Raw genomic sequence first — 23,369 nt, forward strand, 5'->3', positions numbered from 1 at the left:
GAGGGCGCAGAGACGCTTTCCGCCGTTTTTTCGTATTCCGGCAGCGGGAGAATATATGAAAACACCCGTGAAACAGAAGTCTCACGGGTGTTCTGACGCTGCCGTCTGCCGGTCGAAACGTTATTTCTTCTTGGCCGCGGCGTTGATTGCGGCGCGAACCTTCTCTTTGCAACGTTCGATGTAGGCTTTCCGTCTGCGGCGTTTCTGGATCTTGTTAAGCTGCTGTCCCATTTCAACTCCTGAATAATAAAGGGTTTCACTGTATTACGTCCTGCTAAATATAGTGCCTCAAGTGCAAAATTCAAATAAATCTTGCGTTTTTCATTTCATTTTCCCGGAAAATGGTCTATTTTATAGGGTAAACCGAAGTTGTACTGCGATCCTTTCGATGAAGGAGGAAGAAAGATATGAGCAAGTTTCCGGGGATTCTGTTTGCCGTGCTTCTGTTCGCGGCCTCGGTGCTGTACGGAGCGGTGACGCCGGAACAGCTGAAGGCGCAGTCCGCGCCGGTCACGGCGGAGAAGTATCCGAATGCGGACAGTGTGCTTCTGTTCGACTTTCAGAGCTCCGTCTACCAGGCGGACGGGACCGCGGTGGAGACGGACGACTTCTACCAGAAGGTGCTGACCGAAACCGGGCGGCGCGACATGCGCGAGCTGACCTTCCGGTTCAATACGACTTACGAGGCGCTCGAGGTTCCTGTGCTCGAGGTGATCAAGCCGGACGGCAAGGTCGTGAAGATCGACGTCAGGGCCAACGGCCGCGTCGCGGTCGAGCCCTCCCAGATGGGGGCGAACATCTACGATCCGGCCAACAAGCTGCTGGCGGTGACGGTCCCGGAGCTGGAAATCGGCGACATCATCCATGTCGTTTCGAAGGAGACGGTCAGGAAACCGCGGATTCCGGGCGTCTGGAGCAACATCTACGTTCTGCAGGCCGATGTGCCGTTCCTGCATTACGAAGTGAAGATCGACGGTCCCGAGTCGCATCCGCTGCAGGCGATCCGGCTCAAGGACGAGGTGAAGGGAAGCGTTAAATTCGCCGAAACGAAAAAGGACGGGCGCATCCTTTACACCTGGACGGCCGAAAACGTTCCGCAGGTCGTCCCCGAGCCGGACATGCCGCCGCTCTACATGTGCGTGCAGCGGCTGCTGGTCAGCACGGCGAAAGACTGGCCCGAAATCTCGCAGTGGTACTACGGCGTCTGCCGCCCGCGGCTCGACGCGGTCACGCCGGAGATCAGGGCGAAGGTCGAGGAGCTGACGAAGGATGCCAAGACCCCCGATGCAAAGATCATGGCCCTCTTCCAGTTCGTTTCGCAGCAGATCCGCTACATGGGCATCACCGCCGAAACCGAGGCGCCCGGCTATGAGCCGCACGATGTGTCGCTGACCTTCAACCAGCGTTACGGCGTCTGCCGCGACAAGGCGGCGCTGCTGGTCTCGATGCTCGAACTGGCAGGACTCAAGGCGTACCCGGTGCTCTTCATGGCCGGATATCCGAAGGACGACGAGGTTCCGAACAACTATTTCAACCATGCGATCGTCGCGGTCGAGGATACGCCGGGGCATTATATCCTGATGGACCCGACTTACGAGACCACCGCCGAGCTGCTGCCGTCGACCATGGCCAACATGAGCTATCTCGTGGCCAGGCCGCAGGGGGATGTCCTGCGCCGTTCGCCTCTGGTGCCGACCGCGAACAACCTGCTCCGGATCAAAACCGAGGCGGCCATCGCGCCGGACGGGACGCTGCAGGGACGCAGCGTGATTGATTTCCTCGGCGTCAACGACCAGATTTACCGCGATGCGTTTTCGCGCTGGCCGCTCGACTACCGCCGCCAGTTCTTCGCTGGCCGCCTGAAGCGGGCGATGGCGGGCGCCGAGCTTGAGACGCTGAAGATTTTCCCCGAAAACGTCCGCGACATGAGCCGGCCCCTCGCAGTGGAGATGACCTATCGGGTCGATGACTGCCTGCCGTCCGGCACGCCGGCGTATCTGCTTGAACTGCCGTGCTTCGGCACCGAATTCGGTGCGGCGAACTTCGTGCTCGGCTCGGTCGGGCTCAGGGAGCGCAGGTTTCCGATGCAGCTGTTTTCAACCTGCGGCGTGTCGGAGCAGTTCAAGCTGACGCTGCCCCCGACCTGCCGGATTCTCTCGCTGCCGCCGAAGGTCACGATCAATGCGCCCGGCATCATGAACTTCAACCGTGTGCTGAAGAGCGAAGGCTCCTCGCTGGTCGGCGACAACTACTTTTCGATCGACACGGTCGAGCTTTCGCCGGACGGATACGGCGAGCTGAAGAAGGCTCTGGCGGAGATCGACGCCGTCGAACGGCAGCTGCCGGTGGCCGGTCCGGATTACGGCGGCGCGGCCGAAACGAAGGTCGCCGAAGCGTTTCCGGCGGCCGATTCGATTCTTCTCGACGCATCGGTGGAGGTCAGGCTCAAGGACGCATCGACCTGGACCCGGACCGACCGGAGCGTGCGCAAAATCCTGAATTATGCCGGCGTCAAAGATTATTCAGAGCTCAAAATCGCCTACAATCCGGTCTGGGAAAGCGTTGAAGTCAAGGCCACGGTGACCGCTCCGGACGGGACGGAGAAGGAGCTTTCCCCGGCCGAGATCAACGTCATGGACGCAGCCTGGGTTGCGGCCGCGCCGCGTTATCCGGCCGGCAAGCTGCTGGTGGCGAGCTTCCCCGGTGTGGTTCCGGGCTCGGTCGTCGACTCGACGGTGACGCGGAGCTGCAAAAACCAGTCTTTCTTCTCTCTGGCTGTGGTTTTCGCGGGAGATTTCCCGATTGTCGAAAAGAGCTTTTCGGTCGAATATCCGAAGGGGATGAGCTTCAAGCACTCGGCGACGCCGGACGGCGTGATCTTCCGCGAAGTGCTCGACAGCGACCGCGTCCGTTACTCCTGGAGTGCCGCGGATGTGCCGCAGCTGCCGTCCGAACCGGGCCGCCCGCCGCTCTGGATGTTCGCCCCGACTGTCGTGGTCTCCAGCGGTGACTACGCGGCGTTCGGCCGGAAGCTTTCGGCCGCGCTGACGGAGAAGACCCGGAATGCGCCGAAAGCCGCCGAGCTCGCCCGCAAACTCGCGCCGGAAACCATGCGGATCGATGAGCGGATCAACGCGATCCGCACCTGGGTCGCCCGGCATATACGGCCTGCCGGTCCGGCGCTGAATGAACTGCCGTGGTCGGCCTTCACGCCCGCCGACGTCACGCTGCAGTCCGGTTACGGCGATTCGGCGGACCGGGCGATCCTGCTCGGCGCGATGTTGAAGGCGGCCGGCGTCGACTACCGTTTCGTCGCGGCGACCGAGCTGGGCTACGCGGCTGCGGCGACCCGCCCGCTCATGCGTGCGCCGCAGAACATCTTCACCAAGGTGCTGGTCTATCTGCCGGGTTTCGACAGCCATCTGAACGATACCGGCGAATACGCGTCGCTCGGATCGACCGCGTCGGAGGAGGCGATCGGGCTGTCGCTCGACACGGGGCGGCTCATGACCATCCGTCCGCGCCGGAAAGGGGAGAGCGCCACAAGCTGCGCCTACCGCATCCGGCTCCGCGCCGACGGTTCCGCGCAGATCGAGGCGAGCTGCAGCTATTTCGGGTTGCCCTACCAGTCGATGCACCGGAAATTCAAGGAGATGACTCCAGCGGAGAGCGACCAGTTCTTCGAATCGCTGGCCGCCGGAATTTCACAGGAGGCGCAGTACAAGGGCAAACCGGTCGCCGCATTCGACGGTTATCCGGGCAAGCTCTATTTCACGCTCGAGGTGCCGCACTTTGCGATGGTGTCGGGCGATTATCTGCAGTTCTCGCTGCCGGGCTTTTCGGCGCTGTCGAATATGGTCAAGACCGCTTCGTCGACCCGTCGGACGCCGCTCTGGCGGAACGGCCCGGCGAAAACCGTGCTCGAATACCGGATCGAGATGCCGGGGAACTTCGTCCCGGTCGGTCTCGGGCCGGAGCGGTTCGAGCTCGGCCGCCCCGGGACCGCCGCCTTCTACCGCCATGTGGAGGAGGCGTCCGGAACGATCAGCCTCGAATACGGCCTGACGCTGCCGGTCGAATCGGTGCCGCCGGTCGACTACGGCAGGCTGGTCGAACTCCAGAGGGAGCTTTCGAAGCTCTCCTCGTCGCGGATCATCCTCAAACAACAGCAGGGAGTCAAACCATGAAGATCGCCACAGTCCCGACCGGACTGCTTGAAACCAACTGTTACCTGGTCCGGCCGGACGACAGCCGGACGCTCTATGTCATCGACCCCGGCGCCGACGCCCGCGACATTGCGGACCGGGCGGCGGAATTCGATTACGACCGCGTCGCGGTCCTGCTGACCCATGCGCATGTGGACCATATCTCGGGGCTCGGGGAGCTCTGCCGGCTGCTGCGGCCGGCTTATGTTTACCTGCGCGGTCCGGACCAGGCGTTCTATGCGAGCCCGGAAAATTCCCTGCCGCCCTATCTGCCCGCCGCGAAGGATCTGCCGGCGGTGACCGGCAGCACGGAAGATTCCGATTTCAAAGTCATCCCGCTGCCGGGGCATACGCCGGGCGGCAGCGGTTTCCTGTTCCGGGGCGACCCTCCGGCGCTGTTCGTCGGGGATACGATCTTCGCCGGCAGCGTCGGCAGGACCGATCTTCCCGGCGGCGATACCGCGACTCTGCTCGATTCGATCCGCACGCAGCTGCTGACGCTGCCGGACGAGGTCGAACTCTATCCGGGCCACGGTCCGGCGACCACGGTCGGGCGGGAACGCAAAAACAATCCATACATACGGAATTCAAATTATGACCAATGGTGAAATCATTGAAAACCGGCGGTTGAAGGGGGACTACTTTCTGGTCCGCTTCTTCGCGCCGGAAATCAGCCGCAAGGCGCGGGCAGGGCAGTTCGTGCATGTCCGGATCAACCGCCACGGCGACCGCATTCTGCGCCGTCCGTTCAGCATCCACAACTGCGAGGGGGACGTTCTCAGCGTGGTCTACAAGGTCGTCGGCCACGGGACGCGGGAGCTTTCGGAGCTCGCGCCGGAAGCGGTCTGCGACCTCATGGGGCCGCTCGGCGTCGCTTTTACGGACCCGGCTCCGGGCGTCACTCCGGTGCTGGTCGCCGGCGGTTACGGCGCCGCGGCGACCTATCTGCTGACGAAGCAGGCTCCGCAGCGCGGCATTTTCCTGCTCGGCGCGCGCGGCGAGGCGGACATCCTGCTGACCGACGAGTACCGGAAAGCCGGCTATGACGTCCGTGTCGCGACCAACGACGGTTCGCTCGGCTATCGCGGTTTCGTGACCGGGCTTGTGGAACAGCTGCTCGACGAGCAGCCGGACGGGAATTTTTTCTTCTACGGCTGCGGGCCGCACCCGATGCTGATGGCGCTTGCGAAGCTGTTGCGGGAGAAGCGGCAGCCGGGCGAGCTCTCGATCGATCATCTGATGTGCTGCGGGGTCGGTGCCTGCTTCGCCTGCGTGGTGAAGATCAAGGCCGACACCCCGGAAGGCTGGACCTACGCGCGGGCCTGTGTCGACGGCCCCGTATTCAATCTCGACTCGGTATATGTGGAGTAAACGATGGCGGATCTGACCTGTAATCTCGGTAAACTCACGCTGAAGAATCCGGTGATGACCGCATCGGGAACCTTCGGTTACGGCTATGAATATCACCGGTACTACGATATTTCGCAGCTCGGCGCGGTGGTCGTCAAGGGCATCCGCATGGAGCCGTCTCCGGGGAATCCGACTCCGCGCGTGGCCGAAGTGACCGGCGGCATGCTCAATGCGATCGGCCTGCAGGGGCCCGGCGTCGAGAAATTCCTGCACGGCGAGCACTATCTGCCCTTTCTCCGCAGCGTCCATGCGACGACGGTGGTGAATATCTGGGGCAAGACGATTCAGGAATACGGCGAGGTCGCCGCGCGGCTTGACGCCGAGAGCGACGGGATCGCCGCGCTGGAAATCAACATCTCCTGCCCGAACGTGAAAGCAGGCGGCGTCGCTTTCGGCACGGATCTCAAGCTGGCGCACGAGGTCGTTTCGCTGGTCCGTGCGCAGACGAAGCTGCCGCTGATGACGAAGCTCAGCCCGAATGTGACCTGCATTGCGGATTTCGCGCGGGCGGCGGTCGATGCCGGCAGCGACATGATTTCGCTGATCAATACGATCCCGGGCATGTCGATCGATATCGAGACGCGGCGGCCGCGCATCGCGAACCGGACCGGCGGATTTTCGGGACCGGCGCTGAAGCCGATCGCCGTGCGGATGGTTTATGACGTCGCACATGCCGTGAAGGTCCCGGTGATCGGCATGGGCGGAATCATGACCGGCGACGATGCCGTGGAGTTTCTGCTGGCCGGTGCGAGCGCGGTGGCGGTCGGAACCGCGAATTTCGTCGACCCCTGCGCGGCGCCGAAGGTGATCGAAGGAATCAATGCGTATCTGGACCGGCACGGCGTCAAATCCGTGTCGGAGATCGTCGGCGCGCTCCGGTAAAATATCTGCATTGCGGGGGGCGGAGGAGACATTTCGTCTCCTCCGCCCCCCGCAATGCCGTAATGGAGAAAAAGATCAGAAATCCCCGTAGTAGATCCGGCGGAACGCGGGACCGAGCAGGATGCCGGCGACGACGATCAGCATGATGACGGAGAAGGTCCGGATCAGCATCGACAGCCAGAGCATCCGGTGCTTTTCGTCCGCGAGCCAGAGGCGCAGCGCATCATAAACAAGAAGCGCCATCATGACGGCCGGCAGCCCGTAGAACACTCCGAGGTGCCAGCCGGCAAGTTCCGGGTTGATGTCGTGCAGTTTCAGGAGCCCGCTTGCACAGACCGCCAGCCAGAGAATCCACACGAAAAAGTGCAGACCGTCCGACAGGATTGCGGCGATCTTGAAAAACTTGATCAGCGTGCTCATGACGGCCTTCAGTAAATGAAGAGCATTTCGCGGTATTTCGGGAGCGGCCAGAGTTCATCGTCAACCAGTTTTTCCAGCCGGTCGACGACCTGCCGCAGCGCGGCCTGCGCATCGCGGATCTCCTCCGGCTCATAAGTCGGCAGCGCCTTTTCGAGCCGCGTTTCGCAGGCGGTCATCTCGGCGATCAGCCGGCCGATCCGCTCGGCTTCGGCCTGCTGCTCCTCGCGTCCGGCCTGGATTCCGGTCTCCTGCAGCAGTTTCAGGCTCCGGGCGACGCGCTGCAGATGCTCGGAGGCGGCCGGATGGATCAGCGTCCGGGCCATGGTCAACGAGAGTTCTCCCTCGATCCGGGTGCGGGCGCAGTACTCTTCGAAATAGACCTCATGCCGCGACAGAAGCTCCGCCCGCGTAAAGACGCCGTAGCGCTCGAACATCGAAATGTTCTTCTCGGTGATGAGCGCAGCGAGCGCTTCGGGGACCGTCCGCAGGATCGGCAGCCCGCGCCGCTCGGCTTCGGCTACCCACTCCTTGCAGTAGTTGTCGCCGTTGAAGATGATCCGCTTGTGAGCCTTCACAATCCGGCGCAGCAGGGACTGGAGCGTCGCCTTGAACTCCTCCTTCGGCACTTTTTCGAGCGCCGAGAGGATGTCGTCGAGCGATTCGGCCACGATCGTGTTCAGAATCACGTTCGGGCCGGCGCAGGACTGGCTCGAACCCGGCGCGCGGAACTCGAACTTGTTGCCGGTATACGCGAACGGGCTGGTCCGGTTGCGGTCGGTCGCGTCCTGCGGCAGCGGCGGGAGCGTATCGACGAAAAGCTGCATCGCCTTCCCCTTCCGGACCTCGCCGGGCGTGCCGGATTCGAGTTCGTCGATGAGCCGGGTCAGCTCGTCGCCGAGGTAGATCGAGATGACCGACGGCGGCGCCTCGTTCGCACCGAGCCGGTAGCTGTTTCCGCTCGAAGCGGTCGCCATGCGGAGCAGCTCGCCGTGCCGGTCCACCGCCTGAATCACCGCACAGATTGCGGTCAGGAAGAGGGCGCCTCCTTCCGGGCTCCTGCCGGGAGAGAGGAAATTCATCTTCGTCGTGCCGAACGACCAGTTGTTGTGCTTGCCGGAGCCGTTGACGCCGTCGAACGGCTTCTCGTGCATGAGGCAGACGAAGCCGTGGCGGTCCGCGGTCTGGCGCAGGACGTCCATGGTCAGCATGTTGTGGTCGCTGGCCAGGTTCAGCTCCTCGAAGACCGCCGCGATTTCGAACTGGGCCGGGGCGACTTCGTTGTGCCGGGTCTTGGCCGGGATTCCGAGCCGCCAGAGCGTCTGGTCGACTTCGGTCATGAAAGCGAGAATCCGCGCCTTGATCGTGCCGTAATAGTGGTCGTCGAGCTGCTGGTGCTTCGGCGGCGGCGCGCCGAACAGGGTGCGTCCGGTCTGGATCAGGTCCGGCCGGGCCAGATAGAAGTTCCGGTCGATCAGGAAATACTCCTGCTCCACGCCGAGCGTGATTTCGGGAGAGCCGGCATCCTTTACGCCGAAGATGTCGAGCATGCGGCGGATCTGGTCCGAAAGCGCCCGGATCGACCGCAGAAGCGGCGTTTTCTTATCCAGCGCTTCGCCGGTGTAGCTGCAGAATGCGGTCGGGATGCAGAGAGTCGCTCCCGCCGGGGAGCGGCGCAGGAACGCCGGGCTGGTCGGGTCCCACGCCGTGTAGCCGCGCGCCTCGAAGGTCGAACGCAGTCCGCCGGACGGGAAGCTCGAGGCGTCGGATTCCCCGACCACGAGATTTTTCGCCGAAAACTTCATCGTGACGCCGCCGGCATGGTCCGGTTCGAGAAACGCATCGTGTTTCTCGGCGGTCCCGCCGGTCAGCGGCTGAAACCAGTGCGTGTAGTGGCTCGCACCCTTGCCGAGCGCCCACGCCTTCATGGCGCCGGCCACGTCGCCGGCGATATCCGGGTCCAGCGGCGCGCGGTCGCGGACCGTCTCAAGCAGCTTCTCGTAAGCCTGGGGCGGCAGGAATTCCTTCATCGAGGGGAGGTTGAACACATCTTCCCCGAAAAGCTCCTGCGCGCTTTCCGATACGATCCGGTCGGTGACGCACGCGGCGGCCGACGCCGTCACGTTCTGTATCGCCTGCCGTCTGGCCTTGTCGCTCATACTAAGGTGACTCCTGCTTGAAAATAAAAAACAACGCTGGAGAATATAGCCCCAAATCCGTTGAAAATCAAGGCCGCGCGGCAAACCAGACGCAAAGATATGCGCCGAGCAGAAGCGACAGGAGCAGAATGTGCGCACCGAGATCCCACCACATCAGCCGGGCCGGCAGGCGGCGGCGCAGAAGCAGGACGCTCCGCCAGACAAGTTCAAACAGCAGAAACATTGCAAGCAGCGGAGTGACGGGATTCCGGAAATCGAAATTTCCGTGCCAGAGCCGCGCAAGGTCGCCGGTCGTCCCGCAGAACGGACACGGCTGCCCGGTCATCCGCAGATAGCTGCAGCGCCAGATTTGCGGCAGCAAAAACCGCATTGCCCGTGCAAAAACAGGCAATGCGGCCATGTAGCAGACGAAGCCGAAAACGGTCCAGTTGAAAATGCGGTACCGTTTATCCATGGGGAAACGGCCGGCTCAGTCCCGGCCGGCCGGAGCCTGAACCTGAACCTCGACCTCTTCGGTCGAAACGACAACGCCGTTCTGGTCCTGATCCGCTTTTTTCTCGGCCTCTTCGAGCTGTCTCTTGAATTCCTGCGAAAAAGCTTCCTTGAACTCGGGATCGGACATGAGAGAGGCCGTTTGAGCAGCAAATACGATGCTCCAGAGAATCACAATCAGCAGTGCCACCGCGTTCAGCACGGTGCCGGCGATGCCCATCCCCTTCGGCTCTCCGCGTTTTCCTTTGACGATGATGTCGGCGATGCCGAGGCCGAGGCCGACCAGACACGGAATGAGCGCCAGTATTCCGCAAAACGGAATCCACGCGATCACCAGCCCGACAATTCCCAGAATCAATGCGGCAATACCCATTCCAATTTCTCCTTCTTTTCTCTGCGTGCTCCAAAATTACCGGCGGCAGGGTCTGCCGGAGCTTTCCGGCAGCTGTCAAAATATAATGCCATGTCTGAATTGTACAAGCCCGAACCGGAGGTCCGGTCCCGGAAAATCGGTATTTTTCTGCAAAAAATCACCGAATCGCAGTTTTTTACGCCTCCCGGACGTGTAAATTCCGGGAAAGTCATATTGGTACAAATTCTCTGCTTCAGCGCGGAACCAGCGTTGCGGGCAGCGAAGTCGCGTTGCCCGGCTTCTGCGTTGCGGGCAGCGAGGTCGCGTTGTCGGGCTGGCGGGTCGGCGGCAGCGAAGTCGCATTGTCGGGGCGGCGGGACGGCGGCAGCGAGGTCGCGTTGGCCGGTTTCTCGATCTGCGACGGCGCCGACCCCGCGTTCGACGGGCGTTCGGGCTTCTTCGGCGCGGGCGGCGGCTCCGGCTTTTCGGCCGGCGGAGCCGCCGGCGGGGCGACGGGGCGGGGTTCCGGCGTTTTTACAGGCGGCGGCTCGGGTTTCTTTTCCGGCGGCGGCTCGGGTTTCTTCTCCGGCGGCGGAACCGCGGGCGGTTCTTCCGTTTCGACCGGTGTTTTCACGGGGGGCGGTTCCGGCTCTTCTTCCGGCGGAGCCGGAGTCTCCGGCTTCTCTTTTCCGGGCGGAGGGAAACCGGGTTCCGGCGCACGGCGCACCGCATCCGCACTCGAAAACAACGCGGCAGCCAGTGCCGACAGACTGACCAGCACGGCGGCCGCCGCCAGCCGGACCGGTTTCTTCCGGCGGCGGCACCGGAGCAGCTCCGCACTTCCGAGCCCGGTTCCGAGCAGGGCCGGGACGATCGCAGCCGTGGCGCAATCCGGAATGCACATGACGATCCACCCGGCGATGCCGAGCAACAACGCAGCAAATCCCATCATCTTTCCTCCGTTTCAACAACTATTTCGAGGGCGTCCCGGCGGGAGGCGTCCAGATCACCCGGTGCGGAACCACCCGGACCGCCCGCGCCGTTCCTTCCTCCAGGCCGACGCGGCGGCAGAGCGTCCGCATCGATGCATCATTCGTTTCGTCCGGAACGGCGTCGATCCGCACCGCTTCCTCCAGCTCCGGCAGGCGGTTCAGCTTCGCGGCGAACGGTTCGTACAGCGGATTGCCCGGCTGCCGGTCGAAGACGAGCAGCGCGACCCGGTACGGCTTTTTCCGCCATTCCTCTTGCACAAGCGCCAGCGCCGCTCCGGGATTCTCCGCCGTATTGCCGCCCGCCGTCACCCGGAACGGCTCCGGCGCATAGTCGATGCGCAGCACCTGTTCCGGTTTGAACGGCTCCACGAACAGATCCTCGGTCTGCAGCCGGTTCCGCATCTTTTCCCAGTCGACCGCCCGCAGGAGCTCCGGCAGGTTGTCGTAAATATCGGCGTGGTGGCCGTACTTTTCCTCCCGCATCTCCGCGATCGCCGTTTCGACCTCCTGCCCGTTGAAGACGATGCGGAACGCGGCGACGACGGTTCCGGTGCGGTCCGAGCCGTGCCAGCAGTGAATCAGCAGCGGCTTCGGCTTGTCCCGGATGATCCGGAGCGCGTTGTAGACATGTTCTTCGGTCATGCTCCCGGCGTTGCACGGCACGGCGCACTCCTCAAGTTTCAGATCCTTCAGCATCCGCCGGTCGGTGTGGAAATTCCGCAGATTCAGAACGGTTCGGAAACCGCGTTTTTCGAGCGCCTCGAACTCCCGGCGCCCCGGCTGGGCGCTGCGGCAGATGCGGTTCGCAGGATCGACCTCATGAAAATTGCGCGGGAGTTCGCCGTTCCCGGCCAGCACCGTTGCGGTCGGGATCGCCGAAAACACGATGAAAAACAGCTTTTTGACCCATTTCCGCATGTCGCTCACTCTGTCGCCTCCTGTGCTAAAAAATAAAAGACCGCCCGCTTTCGATTCCGCATTCCACGCGGCGGGCCGCCGGAAGAGGCTTCCGTGCGCGGCCGCCGGAATCACAAATTTCATTTTTCGCCCCACGGAATAAAGAAGATGTGCCCGGACTTCCGACCGTCATTGTTCTCGTAGCTGAACACCCGGTAGAGGAAACTCCAGCGGCAGCGGCCGGGCGACTCCTTGACGCTGATGAAGGGCGGATACAGATATTCGCTCGAATCGCCGTCGTGCTTTTCGCGGCAGAGGAAGCCGAGAAGCCGGAAGTCGCTCTTGTCCGCATATTTCCGAATGATGACGGCGCCCATCCCGAACTGCCCCCGATATTCGTCGCCGAATTGTTCGTACCACGAAGTCAGGCCGCAGAGCGTCCGGTGTTCGAGGAAATCGACTTCGGTGCAGAAGCGCTCGGCCAGGAGCCTGCGCCACGCCGTAAAATCCTCTTTTTTTTCCGGCAGGGACAGGGCGATTTGCAGTTTTTCCCCGCATTCCGCGATTCTCTTTTTCCCGTTTTGCAGCGATTCACGTAGTTCGGCCTTTCGCGCTTCCGTGAAATTTCTGCCGTTGTCAAGCTGAATGAGGTTCCGCTCCATGTCGTCAAGTGCGCAGCGCAATTGGTCGAGCGTCGCGGAATCGGCGCCGGGGCGCCACACCCGCGATGTGCCGGTCTCATGAAATGCGAGGAGGGTTCCGACGTACGTTTTCCGGTTCTCCAGGGTCACATTCCTCCACTCCCTGCCGTCTCCGAAGCTTTTGCCGAACGGCGTGTAGCGGTCATCCGGCAAAGCCTGCGGCCTGTCCCTGTGTTCGTCGTCCGTGATCTGAAGAACCGGCGAGGGGAGAGCTTCGCCTCTGCCGTAGTTCACCAGCGGCCAGAACCGCCAGTTCAGGTGCCCGCCGTATTTTTCGCAGCCGGCGAGGCCGCCCGCCGCCCACCAGTTCATGTTCTCCTGCCCGGACCGGTTCAGCATGAAAAGCACCAGCCCGAGATTGAATTCGGTCCGGTCCGCGTCGGACTCATACCAGTACAGCGGGAAAAATCCATGCTTCCGGCTTTTTTCTCCGGAACCCCACCAGACCGGACCTGCCTGCCGCGTCCCGTTTGCATAAAGACCGAACAACGGGAAAAAGCCGCCGCCCGGCTGTTTTTTCCGCCACCAGACCGGACCGATTATCCGGTAGTCCTGCGAGATTTTCACCAGCGGAAAAACGCCCCAGCTCTGATTTCCGTAATTCCACCAGACCGGACCGGCGGCGTGAAAGCGGTTGATGTTCCACACCAGCGGAAAAAATCCCCAGTTTCCGCTGCCGCAATTCCACCATGCCGGGCCGATCATATTGAAGTTGTCAACTTTCCACTGTACCGGGAAGAGGCCGAAATTTCCGCTGTCGTAATCCCACCAGGCCGGACCGGCCAGATTGAAATCGTCCGACAGCCAGAGCACGGGAAAAAGACCGCCGGAATCGTGCGTGCGCCAGACCGGGCCGGCAAACCAGTTATCCGGTTTCCAATAGTATATGAGAGGAAACATGCCAAGATAAGTGAACTTTTCCCCGTCATGCTCCCAGAAAAACGGGCCGACAGTATGGAACTTTCCGCTGTGAAACAGCGGAAACACGCCGCAACGGCCCTCTCCCCAGTAGGCGGTCAGCGCCCAGCCGCCGGAATGGTCCCAGCCGGAGAGCGGCCAGAGGATCGCGGCGGCGTCCCGGTCATGGTGGAAGAACGGACGCACCGCGAAGCCGCGGCTGTCCAGGTCGAACAGCGGCCAGAGCACCGAAGTGAAGTCTCCGCTATGATAGTAGAGCGGCCAGAGGTTGACCGTGCTGCCGTCGAAGCGGACCTCGATCTTCCGGCCGGCGGGGGAGTTCCGCAGCGCCCGGTCTCCGCTCACGCAGCCCATGCACGACAGCAGCAGGAGGGCTCCCGCGGCCAACAACCCGATCGATCTCTTCATACCTGTCCCTTTCCGACCTCAGATGCCGACGGTTAACAATAGCACGCCTCCACCGGTTTCTCCACCGGAATTGGACGAAAAGCCGCCCGATTTCTTATTTTTTTTCTTTCCGGCGATGGGGTCGATACGCAGGAAACCTGTTTCTGGAATGGGTTACGACAATTTTTATTTTTCAATTTTTTTCTGTTCCGCTGTTGACATTTCAAGGAAAGTTTGGTATAATATAATTGCAGGAAACAAGTTTCCTCCGAGTTTCACCATAAAGGACGGCATTGAACCATGATTTCGAAGAAGAGTACAATCCGCGATGTTTCGCAGCTGGCCGGCGTGTCGATCAGCACCGTCTCGCGCGTACTGAACAACCGGGAGAAGGCGCGGACGATTCCTGCCGAGGTCCGCAAGCGCGTCCTTGCCTGCGCCGAGCAGCTGAACTATGTGCCGAACGCGAATGCGCGCCGGGTCTTCACCCATCGCGCCGGAATCATCGGGCTTCTCGTGCCGTCGCATACCCGGATGAACATGCACATCTTCGAGGACGGCCACCTGACCCGGCTGATCAGCGGCGTTGAGGCCGGCATCGAAAACAGCGACTTCCGGCTGCTGCTGATCTTCAACGACAAGCGTTTCATGGACGACCGCGAATACATGTCGCTCATCCAGTCGCAGAACATCGACGGGCTGCTGGTGTGGGGCGCCCAGCCGAGCGAAACCTTCTGGCAGGAGCCGGTCGAGGCCGGGCTGCCGATCGTGTTCGCCGTCACCGTTCCGGGGCCGCTTGAACAGTACAACTACACCATCAACGCGACCCGGGCCGGAACCCGCAAGGCGCTGGAGCTTCTCGCGTCGCACGGACACCGCCGCATCCTGCAGCTGCATGAGACGCGCAATGCGTTTCTCGAGCGGCAGATGGATGCGGAAATCGCGGAATTCCTGCGGGAGAGGCCCGGCATCACGATCGACGTGCAGGACATCCGGAGTTCCGGCGATGAGATCGCCGTGCCGCTGTTCCGGCGGCCGGGAGCTCCCACTGCGGTGCTCGCCTACAACTACTCCATGGGAGTTGAGGCGTACGGGCGGCTGGCGGAAGCCGGGATCAGGGTCCCGGATGAGATCGAAATCGTCTCCTGTTACAGTTATCAGAGCAGGAAAAGCTGGGTGTCCACCGTCGTGGTGGACGATTATGAGATCGGCCGCACGGCCGTGAAGAACCTGCAGAAGCTGATCGAATCGCCCGACCGCAGGCTTCAGGCGGAGATTCCATTTTCTTTTTTTTTCGGCCAGACCACCCGGAATGCCGCTGACGTACCGACCCCGTAACGCATCGGAGAAAAACAGCGCGGGAGCGTGACGGAATCCCCCGTCCCGCAACCGCTTCAAAGACCGTATTGTGCCCGGACATCCGAATCAAAAGAAAGGAACGGATCATGAGAAAACACACTTTCACCCTGATCGAACTGCTGGTCGTCATTGCGATCATCGCCATTCTCGCCGCCATGCTGCTGCCCGCGCTGAACCAGGCGCGCGAACGGGCCCGCAATGCGAACTGCATGAACAACCTGAAGCAGTGGGGACAGGCCGGAATGCTTTACGCTTCGGACTACAACGATACGGTCGTCCCGTCAATCGCCCCGACCGACCAGAGCGACACCCCCAAATGGAAGAAGCCGAATTACTGGACCGCGCTGCTCGCTCCCTACATCAACGGCAGGCAGCCCAGACTGGGCGAAGATACATTCGAGGATATGAATGAACTCAAGGTCGCAATCTGCCCGTCCCTGCCGACCCGGTTCGGCTACGGCCACAACAGCTGGTATCTGAGCATCAAAGCCACGGCAAACGCCGCGGTCGGAGCCGACAACAACAACAAATACGTCAAGTACGGCAGATTCGGCAAGGCCTCCTCTGTCGTGTTTCTCGCCGACAACCAGCTCGACTGCACGAAGGATTACGACTACAACGCCAAACCCGAGAACTGGAGCCCGCTCCTTGTCTGCGGGAGTATGGGATTCGCAAACTGGTGGCCGACGCTCGATTTCCGTCACAGCATGACCGCCAACATCGTCTGGCTCGATGGCCACGTCGCTCCGATGCACAAGAATACCGGCATCATCAATGGGACCGACTGCGACAAGCTCTACTGGGGCAAACTGGACTGAAGCGGCTCCGCCGCGCAGCTTTCCGGCCATCTCACTCATAACTTGCAGGGAGTATCCATGAATATCAGACAGATCCTGCCCGCTCTCGCGGGAATCGCCGTACTCTGCGGCCCGGTCCGTGCGGACATCGCTCCGTATCTTCCCCCGCCGCATGACTTCAGGCGGGCCGAAACCGTCAAGCCCGATCAAATTGAATTCAAGCTCGGCGGCGAGACCGTCAGGCCGGCCGATTTCGTCCGCAGCCGTTCCCTGAACGGCGAGTGGCGTTTCTCCGGCGTGACCAACTCCGCGACGCCGTTCCCGGCGGACGCCGATCTGAACACCGGCTTCATGAAGCCGGAATTCGACGCCTCCGGCTGGAGCACGATCAAGGTTCCGCTCGACTGGTTTGTGAAGTATCCGCAGGCCCGCAAGGAGTCCGAGCCGTATACGAAGGGCCTCTACCGCACCGAATTCGAGCTGACTCCCGCCGAGCTTGAGAACCGCCGGGTCATCCTGAAATTCGACTGCGTCGGCTACGATGCGAAGGTGTTCCTGAACGGGAAGGAGATCGGCAGCCACCACGGCGATTTCACGCCGTTCGAAATCGACGCGACCGATGCCGCGAAGCCGGGCCGGAATGTCCTCGCGCTCCGCGTCTTCTCCGACTTCGGCCCCTCCTTCGGACGCAGGGAGAAGGCGGTCCACGCCTACGGCGCCCAGTGGTGGATCGGCAACATCAAGGGCGGCATCTGGCAGAATGTCACGCTCTCGCTCGAACCGGCGCTGCGCATCCGGAAGCTCTTCGTCACGCCGGATCTTGCGAAGGGCGGCATCGAGGTCGACTACACGATCGTGAACCACACCGGCAGAACCTTCGCGGGTACGCTTGAGGGCGTCGTCACCGACGCGATGAAGGCCGCCGCCAACACGCCGGCCGGAACCGCCTCCGCCGGGATCGCCCTGAAGCCCGGCGTCAATACCGGGCGCCTGACGCTGAAGCTCGAGAATCCGCAGAAGTGGTCGGTCGAGCGCCCGTACCTCTATTTCCTGACCCTTGCGCTGCGCGGACCGGACCGGACCGTCTCCGCTGCGAGCACCCGCTTCGGTTATCGTGAATTCCACGCGAAAAACGGAAAATTCTACCTGAACGGCGAGGAGATCTATCTGTTCGGCGAAAACATTCCGTCCTGCAGCTACGGCGGCTTCAACCGTTCCGCCGAGGAGGAGGAGAAGCTGCTGACCGGCTTCATCCTCGGCTGCCGCAATCTCGGTTACGTCATTTTGCGCAACGCGCATATGCCGATCGTCCCGGCCGCGCTTGAGATCGCCGACGAGTGCGGCATGATGATCTTCAACGAGTGGGCCTGGAGCTTCACGACCCACCTCGACGTTCCGGAATTCGAAAAGCACAACATTCCGGAGCTGCGGGAATTCGTGGAGGCGACTTACAACCATCCGTCGGTCGCCATGTGGTCGCTCGGCAACGAGGTTGTCCACTCGAACCGGCCCGAAATCGCGCGGCAGATGGATCTTCAGGTCGAAACCGTCCGCGCCATGGACCGCCAGAAGCGGCCGATCAGCACATTTTCCGGACAGGCCGGCTGGGGCTCCTACGGCCGGACGAAGCTCGATACCGACGTCTACGACCTGCACACCTATGTCGCCCTTTCGCGCCCGTGGACCGAGCGCGACAAGGAGGCTGATTTCATCTATAAGGGACTGCTCGAAATCTTCGGCGGCAAAAACGGCCGGCTCGAAAAACCGCTGATCGCCTGGGAAAACGTCGGTTTCTCGTGGGGCTTCCACGACGCTTCGAACAAGAATGCGAATTTCAAGCGCAACGACATCGATGAATATATGAAGTATGTGAACCGGGAATACAATTGGGGTCAGCCGTGCGGAATCGGCTTCACCGGCTGCATGAGCCTCGCCGAAGCGGTCGACCCAGCCGTGCGGCAGGATGTCCCGATGTCGCGCTACGGACGGCGCATCTTCGAGCTTTACCGGCTCGACCGCCGCTTCACCGGTTTTGCGCCGTGGTTCAGCGACCCGACGCTCAAGACCGCAACGCTCTGGAACCAGCCGGTCCTGCCGACGCTGCGCAATCCGGCCGGCCTTCCGCCGCGCAACCTCTTTTCGGGCGGAACGACCGCCTGGAACCTGGAGATCGTCAACAATTCGAACCGCGCATACCGCAGCCTGACCCTTGAGGTCGCCCTCGCCGGGCCCGACGGCAAAACCGTTCCGGTCGCCTCTCTTCCGGCCGGAGAGCTTCCGGCCCAGCGGAACGCGAAACGCGAAGTCCAACTGACCATGCCCGAAACCGGAACCGGCTTTTACCAGCTCCGGCTCACATTGCTCGACAACGGCAAAGAGCTGGCCCGCAACTATTACGATCTCTATATCGACACTCCGGCATTGAGGAGCGAAAAGATCGAAGCGGTCCGCCCCGTACTGGTTTATGACACCGGCGCGCCGAAAAACGTCGCCCGGCTCGCGGAGCAGCTGAAGGCGTTCGGCATGCCGTACACCGTCGTGCGCGACCTTAAAACGCTGAAGGCCCCGGCAACCCTCGTCATCCCGCCGGAAACCGAGACGCCGCAGCGTCTCGCGCTCAGGAACGATCCGAACCTTTCGGCGTTCCTGAATGCGGGCGGGGTCGTGCTCCTTCTCGAGCAGAAGAACCTGTCGAGCGAGTTGCCGCTGGGGCTGCAGCTGGTCGCCGACGAGAAGAGCTTCTGCGACCCGGTGATTCTGACCCATCCGGTTTTCGAAGGGCTTTCCGCCCGGAATTTCGACACCTGGAACAATCCGGATTTCGGCTATGTCGTTTCGGGTTGTTTCCTGCCGTTCACCGAAAATGCGCTCGCCGCCAAGGGGCCGAATCTCGGCAGCCGGAACGTCGGCATGGCGCTGCTCGAAGGCACAGTCGGCAAAGGGCGTCTGATCGTGTCGCAGCTGAATGCGTTCGCGGCCGCGCCGCAGGACAGCTCGGCCGCGCGTTACCTGCGCAATCTGTTCCGCTATGCGGCCGGAACCGCCGAGCTCCGGAAGGAGGCGCGGCCGATGGTCTCCTCCGCCGACACCGGCTACAAGGTCAATCCCGCCCGGCTTGAACCGGTCGATCTCGCCCCGTATGCGAACCGCGGTTTCTCCGACGAATTCGACAATGACGGCAAGGGCGGCTGGTTCGACCAGGGGGAGAACGACTTCCGCATGATGCCGACCGGCGCGGTCGAAGCGGCCGGCGTTGCCTTCCGCATCATCGACCCGGCGGAAAACAATGATAAATCCTGCCTCGTGCTGGCCGGGACCGATCGTCCGAAATTCCCGCTTTCGATCAGGGGAATCAAGGTGAACCGGAAGTTCTCGCGGCTCTATTTCCTGCACACCGCCGCCTGGGGAGGCGCGGCCGACGCCGGACGTTACCGGATCAATTACGCCGACGGCAGATCAGTCGACCTGCCGCTGGTCGGCAACCGGAACATCGGCGACTGGTGGAATGCGTCGCCGCTGCCCGAAGCGCTGGTCGGCATCTACCGCAAGAATCCGGCAGGCAACAATATCGGCACGTATATCGCCGAGTGGGAGAATCCGCGGCCCGGAACGGAAATCGCCTCGATCGATTTCCTTTCACCGCTCTTCCGCGAACGGAACGACATCGACTACCTGCCCTCCAAAACGGCGGTTCCGGCCCTGATCGCCGTAACCGGGGAGACGGCTCATCCGGCTCCGGTCGACATGACCGGACGGAACTTCGTGAACTGCAACCCGGCGAAGGAGGTCGGATCCACCGTGTCCGGAACCGTCAGAAAGGTCCGCGACGGCTGGAATATCGCGTTCAAGGCTTCGCCGGAGGGCGAGGTCCCTGCCGCCTTCTTCGTCTATTCGCCGGAGGGAATGTCCGGCCGGTACGATTACCTGGTGCTCCGCATTAGGAGCAGCCGTGACGGGAATGTGGAAGTCGTCCTGCCGCAGAAAGATTGGAAGGGACGCTACACCGGCGTCATTACGCTGCCCGGCGACGGGAAGTTCCACACCTACCGCCTCCGGTTCGGCAAGGAGCTCCGGCGGTCCGGAACCTTCCCCCTTTCCGATCTGCGCAACGAGCTTTTCTTCTTCTACCGCGGCAACCGCGAACGCCCGGCGCTCGATTTCACGGTCGGAAGCGCCACACTCGAATAAGCAGTCTTCGGCCGCTTCGAAGCGGCCGATTCGTAGAGACACAAAAAATCCGCGTTTTCTCTTCTTTCGGAGAAACGCGGATTCTTCCGTTTTCGCAGCCGGTCAGTTGTTGGTGTTGTAGTCCAGCCCGGTTTTATCGAGTTCCCGCACGATTTCGATGCTCGACTTGTCGCTCGAATCGTCGGCTTCGCCGCCGAGCGTGACCGTTACGCCGGTCACCATCGAGCGCAGGCGGTCGCTGAAGTTGGCCAGCACGAACAACGCCGCCAGCGCCACCACCACGATCAGAATGACGTATTCCAGTACCGCCTGCCCGCGCTGCCGCCGACGTTTTCCGCTGCGTACGATGCCCATTTCAGCCTCCCTCAATTGTTTCAACCCTATTCTTACGGAACTTCCGCGCTCACGAGCTCGATCATCCGCGATCCCTGTCTCGAAAATGCTCCGGCCAGCAGCAGAAGCGACAAAGCGAAGACGGTGAGCAGCACAAGCATGATGACATACTCCGTCACCACCTGCCCGCTCTCCCGTTTCCGACGACGCATCCGGCGGCCCTCCGGCAAGGTTACTTCACCGCCGCGCCTTTGCGCAGGATGATCTCATTCTTCTCATTCAGCACGATCACGGCCGGAGCCACCCGGCGCGCCTCTTCCTCCGACATGACCGAGAAAGCCATGACCGTGATCACATCGCCGATATTGCCGAGATGCGCGGCCGGCCCGTTCAGGCAGAAGGTCCGTTCCCCCGGAACGCCCGGAATCGCATACGTTTCAAGCCGCGACGCATTCGTGCGGTTCACCACCAGAATCTTCTCGTAGGGCAGAATTCCCGCTTCGGCGAGCAGCTCCGGGTCGATTTCGAGGCTGCCCTCGTAATCGAGCTCGCAGGCCGTCAGCCGCGCAAAGTGAATTTTGCCGCTCAACATGATTTTCTGCATAACAACAACCGAATTCCTATTCCTCAGTCATAAGGTACCCGGCTATTAATATACCACATTTCCGGAAATAATCATCATCCGGCGGTGAATATTTCCGGGGATTTTCGCAAATCACCGGAAATACGGCTTTAAAAAAGAGCATTTCACATGTAAATTAAACACGCGAAATACATTTGTCAACCTTTGGAACGATAAAGAATCATGAAAAAAATCGAAGCTTATCTGGAGTGCGTCCGCTGCCACAAGCACTACGACCTGTCTCAGGTCCGCTACAACTGCGAGTGCGGCGGTATTCTCGATCTCGTCCGCGACCTTTCGCAGGTCGACGGCGGTGAACTCAAGGCCCTGTGGGAGAGCCGCTGGGGGCAGAAGCGCGGCGCCGCGAGTTCCGGCGTCTGGCGCTACAAGGAGCTGATTTTCGACCTGCCCGACGAGCAGATCGTCACCCGGCAGGAGGGCAACACCCGGCTTTACGATGCGGGCAAGGCCGGCGTCTATGCCGGACTCAGGCACTTCCAGCTCAAGCACGAAGGGGAAAATCCGACCGGCAGCTTCAAGGACCGCGGCATGACCTGCGGCACCACGGCGGCGAAATTCTACAACGCGAAGACCGTCGCCTGCGCCAGCACCGGCAACACGAGCGCGTCGATGGCGAGCTATGCGGCCGTCTCCGGCATGGAGTCGGTCATCTTCATCCCGGAGGGGAAGATCGCTTACGGAAAGCTTGCGCAGGCGCTGGCCTACGGCGGCAGAACGCTGCAGATCCGCGGCAATTTCGACGATGCGATGGCGCTTGTGCAGGAGGTCTGCCGCGAGCTCAACATCTACCTCCTGAACTCGATCAACCCGTTCCGCATCGAGGGGCAGAAGGCGATCGGTTTTGAAATTCTCCAGCAGCTCGACTGGCAGGTGCCTGACTGGTTTGTGATTCCGGGCGGCAACCTCGGCAACAACACCGCGCTGTCGAAGGGAATGAAGGAGCTCTACGATCTCGGCATCATCGACAAGATTCCGCGCATCGCGGTCATCCAGGCGGCCGGCTCGGCGCCGCTTTACCGGATGTGGAAGAACCACACGCCGTACCAGGCGGTCAAGGATCCCGAGACGATCGCCACCGCGATCAAGATCGGCAACCCGGTTTCGTGGGAGAAATCGCTGCGCGGCCTCGAGTGGTGCAACGGCGTCGTCGAAGCGGTCACCGAGCAGGAGATCATGGATGCGAAGGCGATGGTCGACGCGGCCGGAATCGGCGCGGAGCCGGCCAGCTGCTGCTCGGTCGCCGGCGCGAAGAAGCTGCAGGAAGCCGGCGTCATCGACCCCGAAGCCCATGTGGTCGGCATCCTGACCGGCAATGTGCTGAAGGACCCGGATGCGGTGATCGGCTACCATAAGGACGAGCTGTTCGACCACTACGGCATCCGCGGCACCTATGCGAACAAACCCCAGGTCATCGACGCGACGGTCGAGGCGGTCAGAAAGGCGCTCGGCCGCTGACCGTCCGCGAGACGGCGCCGCAACTCCGGGAGGCAGACGCGATGGAATGGACGAAGATTCTCGAGAACACCGTCTATCTGCTCGCGCTGCTGAATCCCGCGAGCAAGGTGCTGTTTCTCTCCACTTATGAGCCGTCGCTGACCTCGAAGCAGGTCTTCGAGCTCTCGTGGAAGTCGTCGCTCGCGGCGCTTGGAATTCTCGTCTCCTTTGCGATCATCGGGCAGTTCGTGCTGAAGGATATTTTCCGGATCGACATGTATTCGCTGAAGATCACCGGCGGCTTCGTGCTGTTCTTCGTCGGCTGGACCGCCGTCAATCAGGGCCGTTTTTTTCAGAAGCGCGAGCATGACATGCGCGAAGACTTCAACGAGCTTTCGATCGTGCCGCTGGCCGCGCCGCTGATCGCGGGGCCCGGCACGATCACGGTGGCCATCTCATTCGCCGCCGAATACGGTCACGCGGCCTGCATCACGGCCCTCACGCTGGCGCTGGCGCTGAACTTCGTCTTCATGCTGTTTTCGCTGCCGGTCGGCCGGCTGCTGCGTTTCCTGCACCTGGTCGGGCCGCTGATCCGCATTACCGGGCTGATCGTCGCCGCGGTCGCAATTCAGATCATCCTCTCCGGCGCCTCCGAATGGCTGAAATCCGCCGGATTCTGACGTTTCCCCGATACGCCCGGCCGTTTCGCAAATGCTGTTTCCCGGAGGCGGAAACACTGTTCGCGGTTCCGGAGCGGATGATTTTCCGGATTTTTCACAGGGGGCTCTTGACTTCGGCGTGGA

General features: G+C 61.8%; 19 protein-coding genes. 9 read left to right on the forward strand and 10 right to left on the reverse strand.

Annotation, left to right across the window (positions count from 1 at the left end):
* Positions 1-407: 407 nt before the first annotated feature.
* The 4 genes from FYJ85_RS18390 to FYJ85_RS18405 are packed head-to-tail and all read left to right on the forward strand — an operon-like array spanning position 408 to position 6,497.
* Positions 408-4,187 (forward strand): DUF3857 domain-containing protein, encoded by a 3,780-nt coding sequence (locus FYJ85_RS18390; protein WP_154420076.1) that lies wholly within the window; start codon positions 408-410, stop codon positions 4,185-4,187.
* Positions 4,184-4,813, forward strand: a complete 630-nt coding sequence (locus FYJ85_RS18395; RefSeq protein ID WP_106054290.1) for an MBL fold metallo-hydrolase — start codon at positions 4,184-4,186, stop codon at positions 4,811-4,813. Before FYJ85_RS18390 ends, FYJ85_RS18395 begins: the two co-directional genes overlap by 4 nt.
* Positions 4,800-5,576, forward strand: coding sequence for a dihydroorotate dehydrogenase electron transfer subunit (locus FYJ85_RS18400; RefSeq protein ID WP_106054291.1), 777 nt, complete (start codon positions 4,800-4,802; stop codon positions 5,574-5,576). Before FYJ85_RS18395 ends, FYJ85_RS18400 begins: the two co-directional genes overlap by 14 nt.
* 3 nt (positions 5,577-5,579) lie before the next feature.
* Positions 5,580-6,497, forward strand: coding sequence for a dihydroorotate dehydrogenase (locus FYJ85_RS18405; protein WP_154420078.1), 918 nt, complete (start codon positions 5,580-5,582; stop codon positions 6,495-6,497).
* 75 nt (positions 6,498-6,572) lie between these two features.
* Here FYJ85_RS18405 and FYJ85_RS18410 read toward each other — a convergent pair whose 3' ends face one another.
* The 7 genes from FYJ85_RS18410 to FYJ85_RS18440 form a co-directional block, all read right to left on the reverse strand.
* On the reverse strand, positions 6,573-6,917 hold the full coding sequence (locus FYJ85_RS18410) for a hypothetical protein (RefSeq protein ID WP_106054293.1): 345 nt from the start codon (positions 6,915-6,917) through the stop codon (positions 6,573-6,575).
* 8 nt (positions 6,918-6,925) lie between these two features.
* Positions 6,926-9,073, reverse strand: coding sequence for a glutamine synthetase III family protein (locus FYJ85_RS18415; RefSeq protein ID WP_106054294.1), 2,148 nt, complete (start codon positions 9,071-9,073; stop codon positions 6,926-6,928).
* A 67-nt stretch (positions 9,074-9,140) separates the two neighbouring features.
* A complete protein-coding gene (locus FYJ85_RS18420; protein ID WP_154420080.1) occupies positions 9,141-9,527 on the reverse strand; it encodes a DUF2752 domain-containing protein in 387 nt (128 codons plus the stop codon).
* Positions 9,528-9,542: 15 nt separating this feature from the next.
* Positions 9,543-9,938, reverse strand: coding sequence for a DUF4190 domain-containing protein (locus FYJ85_RS18425; RefSeq protein WP_106054296.1), 396 nt, complete (start codon positions 9,936-9,938; stop codon positions 9,543-9,545).
* Positions 9,939-10,170: 232 nt separating this feature from the next.
* A complete protein-coding gene (locus FYJ85_RS18430) occupies positions 10,171-10,869 on the reverse strand; it encodes a hypothetical protein (RefSeq protein WP_154420082.1) in 699 nt (232 codons plus the stop codon).
* Positions 10,870-10,888: 19 nt separating this feature from the next.
* On the reverse strand, positions 10,889-11,827 hold the full coding sequence (locus FYJ85_RS18435) for a fused DSP-PTPase phosphatase/NAD kinase-like protein (RefSeq protein ID WP_235903241.1): 939 nt from the start codon (positions 11,825-11,827) through the stop codon (positions 10,889-10,891).
* Positions 11,828-11,946: 119 nt separating this feature from the next.
* Positions 11,947-13,833, reverse strand: coding sequence for a hypothetical protein (locus FYJ85_RS18440; RefSeq protein ID WP_154420086.1), 1,887 nt, complete (start codon positions 13,831-13,833; stop codon positions 11,947-11,949).
* Between the two features lie 279 nt (positions 13,834-14,112).
* On the opposite strand from FYJ85_RS18440, the gene FYJ85_RS18445 reads away from it, so the two are divergent.
* The 3 genes from FYJ85_RS18445 to FYJ85_RS18455 all read left to right on the forward strand — a co-directional run bounded on the left by FYJ85_RS18445 (position 14,113) and on the right by FYJ85_RS18455 (position 20,156).
* Positions 14,113-15,150, forward strand: a complete 1,038-nt coding sequence (locus tag FYJ85_RS18445; RefSeq protein ID WP_106054300.1) for a LacI family DNA-binding transcriptional regulator — start codon at positions 14,113-14,115, stop codon at positions 15,148-15,150.
* Between the two features lie 107 nt (positions 15,151-15,257).
* On the forward strand, positions 15,258-15,989 hold the full coding sequence (locus FYJ85_RS18450) for a DUF1559 family PulG-like putative transporter (protein ID WP_154420088.1): 732 nt from the start codon (positions 15,258-15,260) through the stop codon (positions 15,987-15,989).
* A 57-nt stretch (positions 15,990-16,046) separates the two neighbouring features.
* On the forward strand, positions 16,047-20,156 hold the full coding sequence (locus FYJ85_RS18455) for a glycoside hydrolase family 2 protein (RefSeq protein WP_154420090.1): 4,110 nt from the start codon (positions 16,047-16,049) through the stop codon (positions 20,154-20,156).
* A gap of 102 nt (positions 20,157-20,258) precedes the next feature.
* Here FYJ85_RS18455 and FYJ85_RS18460 read toward each other — a convergent pair whose 3' ends face one another.
* The 3 genes from FYJ85_RS18460 to panD are packed head-to-tail and all read right to left on the reverse strand — an operon-like array spanning position 20,259 to position 21,093.
* Positions 20,259-20,510 carry a hypothetical protein gene (locus FYJ85_RS18460; RefSeq protein ID WP_106054302.1) on the reverse strand — a complete coding sequence of 84 codons (252 nt, stop codon included), beginning with the start codon at positions 20,508-20,510 and terminating at the stop codon, positions 20,259-20,261.
* 32 nt (positions 20,511-20,542) lie between these two features.
* Positions 20,543-20,701 carry a hypothetical protein gene (locus tag FYJ85_RS18465; protein WP_154420092.1) on the reverse strand — a complete coding sequence of 53 codons (159 nt, stop codon included), beginning with the start codon at positions 20,699-20,701 and terminating at the stop codon, positions 20,543-20,545.
* Positions 20,702-20,721: 20 nt separating this feature from the next.
* Complete coding sequence (gene panD / locus FYJ85_RS18470) at positions 20,722-21,093, reverse strand: aspartate 1-decarboxylase (protein ID WP_106054303.1); 372 nt, start codon at positions 21,091-21,093, stop codon at positions 20,722-20,724.
* Between the two features lie 201 nt (positions 21,094-21,294).
* Between panD and thrC the strand changes: the two genes are divergently transcribed.
* A complete protein-coding gene (thrC, locus tag FYJ85_RS18475; protein WP_154420093.1) occupies positions 21,295-22,587 on the forward strand; it encodes a threonine synthase in 1,293 nt (430 codons plus the stop codon).
* 41 nt (positions 22,588-22,628) lie between these two features.
* Complete coding sequence (locus FYJ85_RS18480; protein ID WP_106054305.1) at positions 22,629-23,246, forward strand: MarC family protein; 618 nt, start codon at positions 22,629-22,631, stop codon at positions 23,244-23,246.
* Positions 23,247-23,369: the final 123 nt, after the last annotated feature.

Source organism: Victivallis lenta (genome assembly GCF_009695545.1).
GTDB lineage: Bacteria > Verrucomicrobiota > Lentisphaeria > Victivallales > Victivallaceae > Victivallis > Victivallis lenta.

Bases quoted from the DNA above. Each gene is read 5' to 3' on its own strand.
- FYJ85_RS18390 (WP_154420076.1), top strand. From the start codon at position 408: ATGAGCAAGTTTCCGGGGATTCTGTTTGCCGTGCTTCTGTTCGCGGCC.
- FYJ85_RS18395 (WP_106054290.1), top strand. From the start codon at position 4,184: ATGAAGATCGCCACAGTCCCGACCGGACTGCTTGAAACCAACTGTTAC.
- FYJ85_RS18400 (WP_106054291.1), top strand. From the start codon at position 4,800: ATGACCAATGGTGAAATCATTGAAAACCGGCGGTTGAAGGGGGACTAC.
- FYJ85_RS18405 (WP_154420078.1), top strand. From the start codon at position 5,580: ATGGCGGATCTGACCTGTAATCTCGGTAAACTCACGCTGAAGAATCCG.
- FYJ85_RS18410 (WP_106054293.1), bottom strand. From the start codon at position 6,917: ATGAGCACGCTGATCAAGTTTTTCAAGATCGCCGCAATCCTGTCGGAC.
- FYJ85_RS18415 (WP_106054294.1), bottom strand. From the start codon at position 9,073: ATGAGCGACAAGGCCAGACGGCAGGCGATACAGAACGTGACGGCGTCG.
- FYJ85_RS18420 (WP_154420080.1), bottom strand. From the start codon at position 9,527: ATGGATAAACGGTACCGCATTTTCAACTGGACCGTTTTCGGCTTCGTC.
- FYJ85_RS18425 (WP_106054296.1), bottom strand. From the start codon at position 9,938: ATGGGTATTGCCGCATTGATTCTGGGAATTGTCGGGCTGGTGATCGCG.
- FYJ85_RS18430 (WP_154420082.1), bottom strand. From the start codon at position 10,869: ATGATGGGATTTGCTGCGTTGTTGCTCGGCATCGCCGGGTGGATCGTC.
- FYJ85_RS18435 (WP_235903241.1), bottom strand. From the start codon at position 11,827: ATGCGGAAATGGGTCAAAAAGCTGTTTTTCATCGTGTTTTCGGCGATC.
- FYJ85_RS18440 (WP_154420086.1), bottom strand. From the start codon at position 13,833: ATGAAGAGATCGATCGGGTTGTTGGCCGCGGGAGCCCTCCTGCTGCTG.
- FYJ85_RS18445 (WP_106054300.1), top strand. From the start codon at position 14,113: ATGATTTCGAAGAAGAGTACAATCCGCGATGTTTCGCAGCTGGCCGGC.
- FYJ85_RS18450 (WP_154420088.1), top strand. From the start codon at position 15,258: ATGAGAAAACACACTTTCACCCTGATCGAACTGCTGGTCGTCATTGCG.
- FYJ85_RS18455 (WP_154420090.1), top strand. From the start codon at position 16,047: ATGAATATCAGACAGATCCTGCCCGCTCTCGCGGGAATCGCCGTACTC.
- FYJ85_RS18460 (WP_106054302.1), bottom strand. From the start codon at position 20,510: ATGGGCATCGTACGCAGCGGAAAACGTCGGCGGCAGCGCGGGCAGGCG.
- FYJ85_RS18465 (WP_154420092.1), bottom strand. From the start codon at position 20,701: ATGCGTCGTCGGAAACGGGAGAGCGGGCAGGTGGTGACGGAGTATGTC.
- panD (WP_106054303.1), bottom strand. From the start codon at position 21,093: ATGCAGAAAATCATGTTGAGCGGCAAAATTCACTTTGCGCGGCTGACG.
- thrC (WP_154420093.1), top strand. From the start codon at position 21,295: ATGAAAAAAATCGAAGCTTATCTGGAGTGCGTCCGCTGCCACAAGCAC.
- FYJ85_RS18480 (WP_106054305.1), top strand. From the start codon at position 22,629: ATGGAATGGACGAAGATTCTCGAGAACACCGTCTATCTGCTCGCGCTG.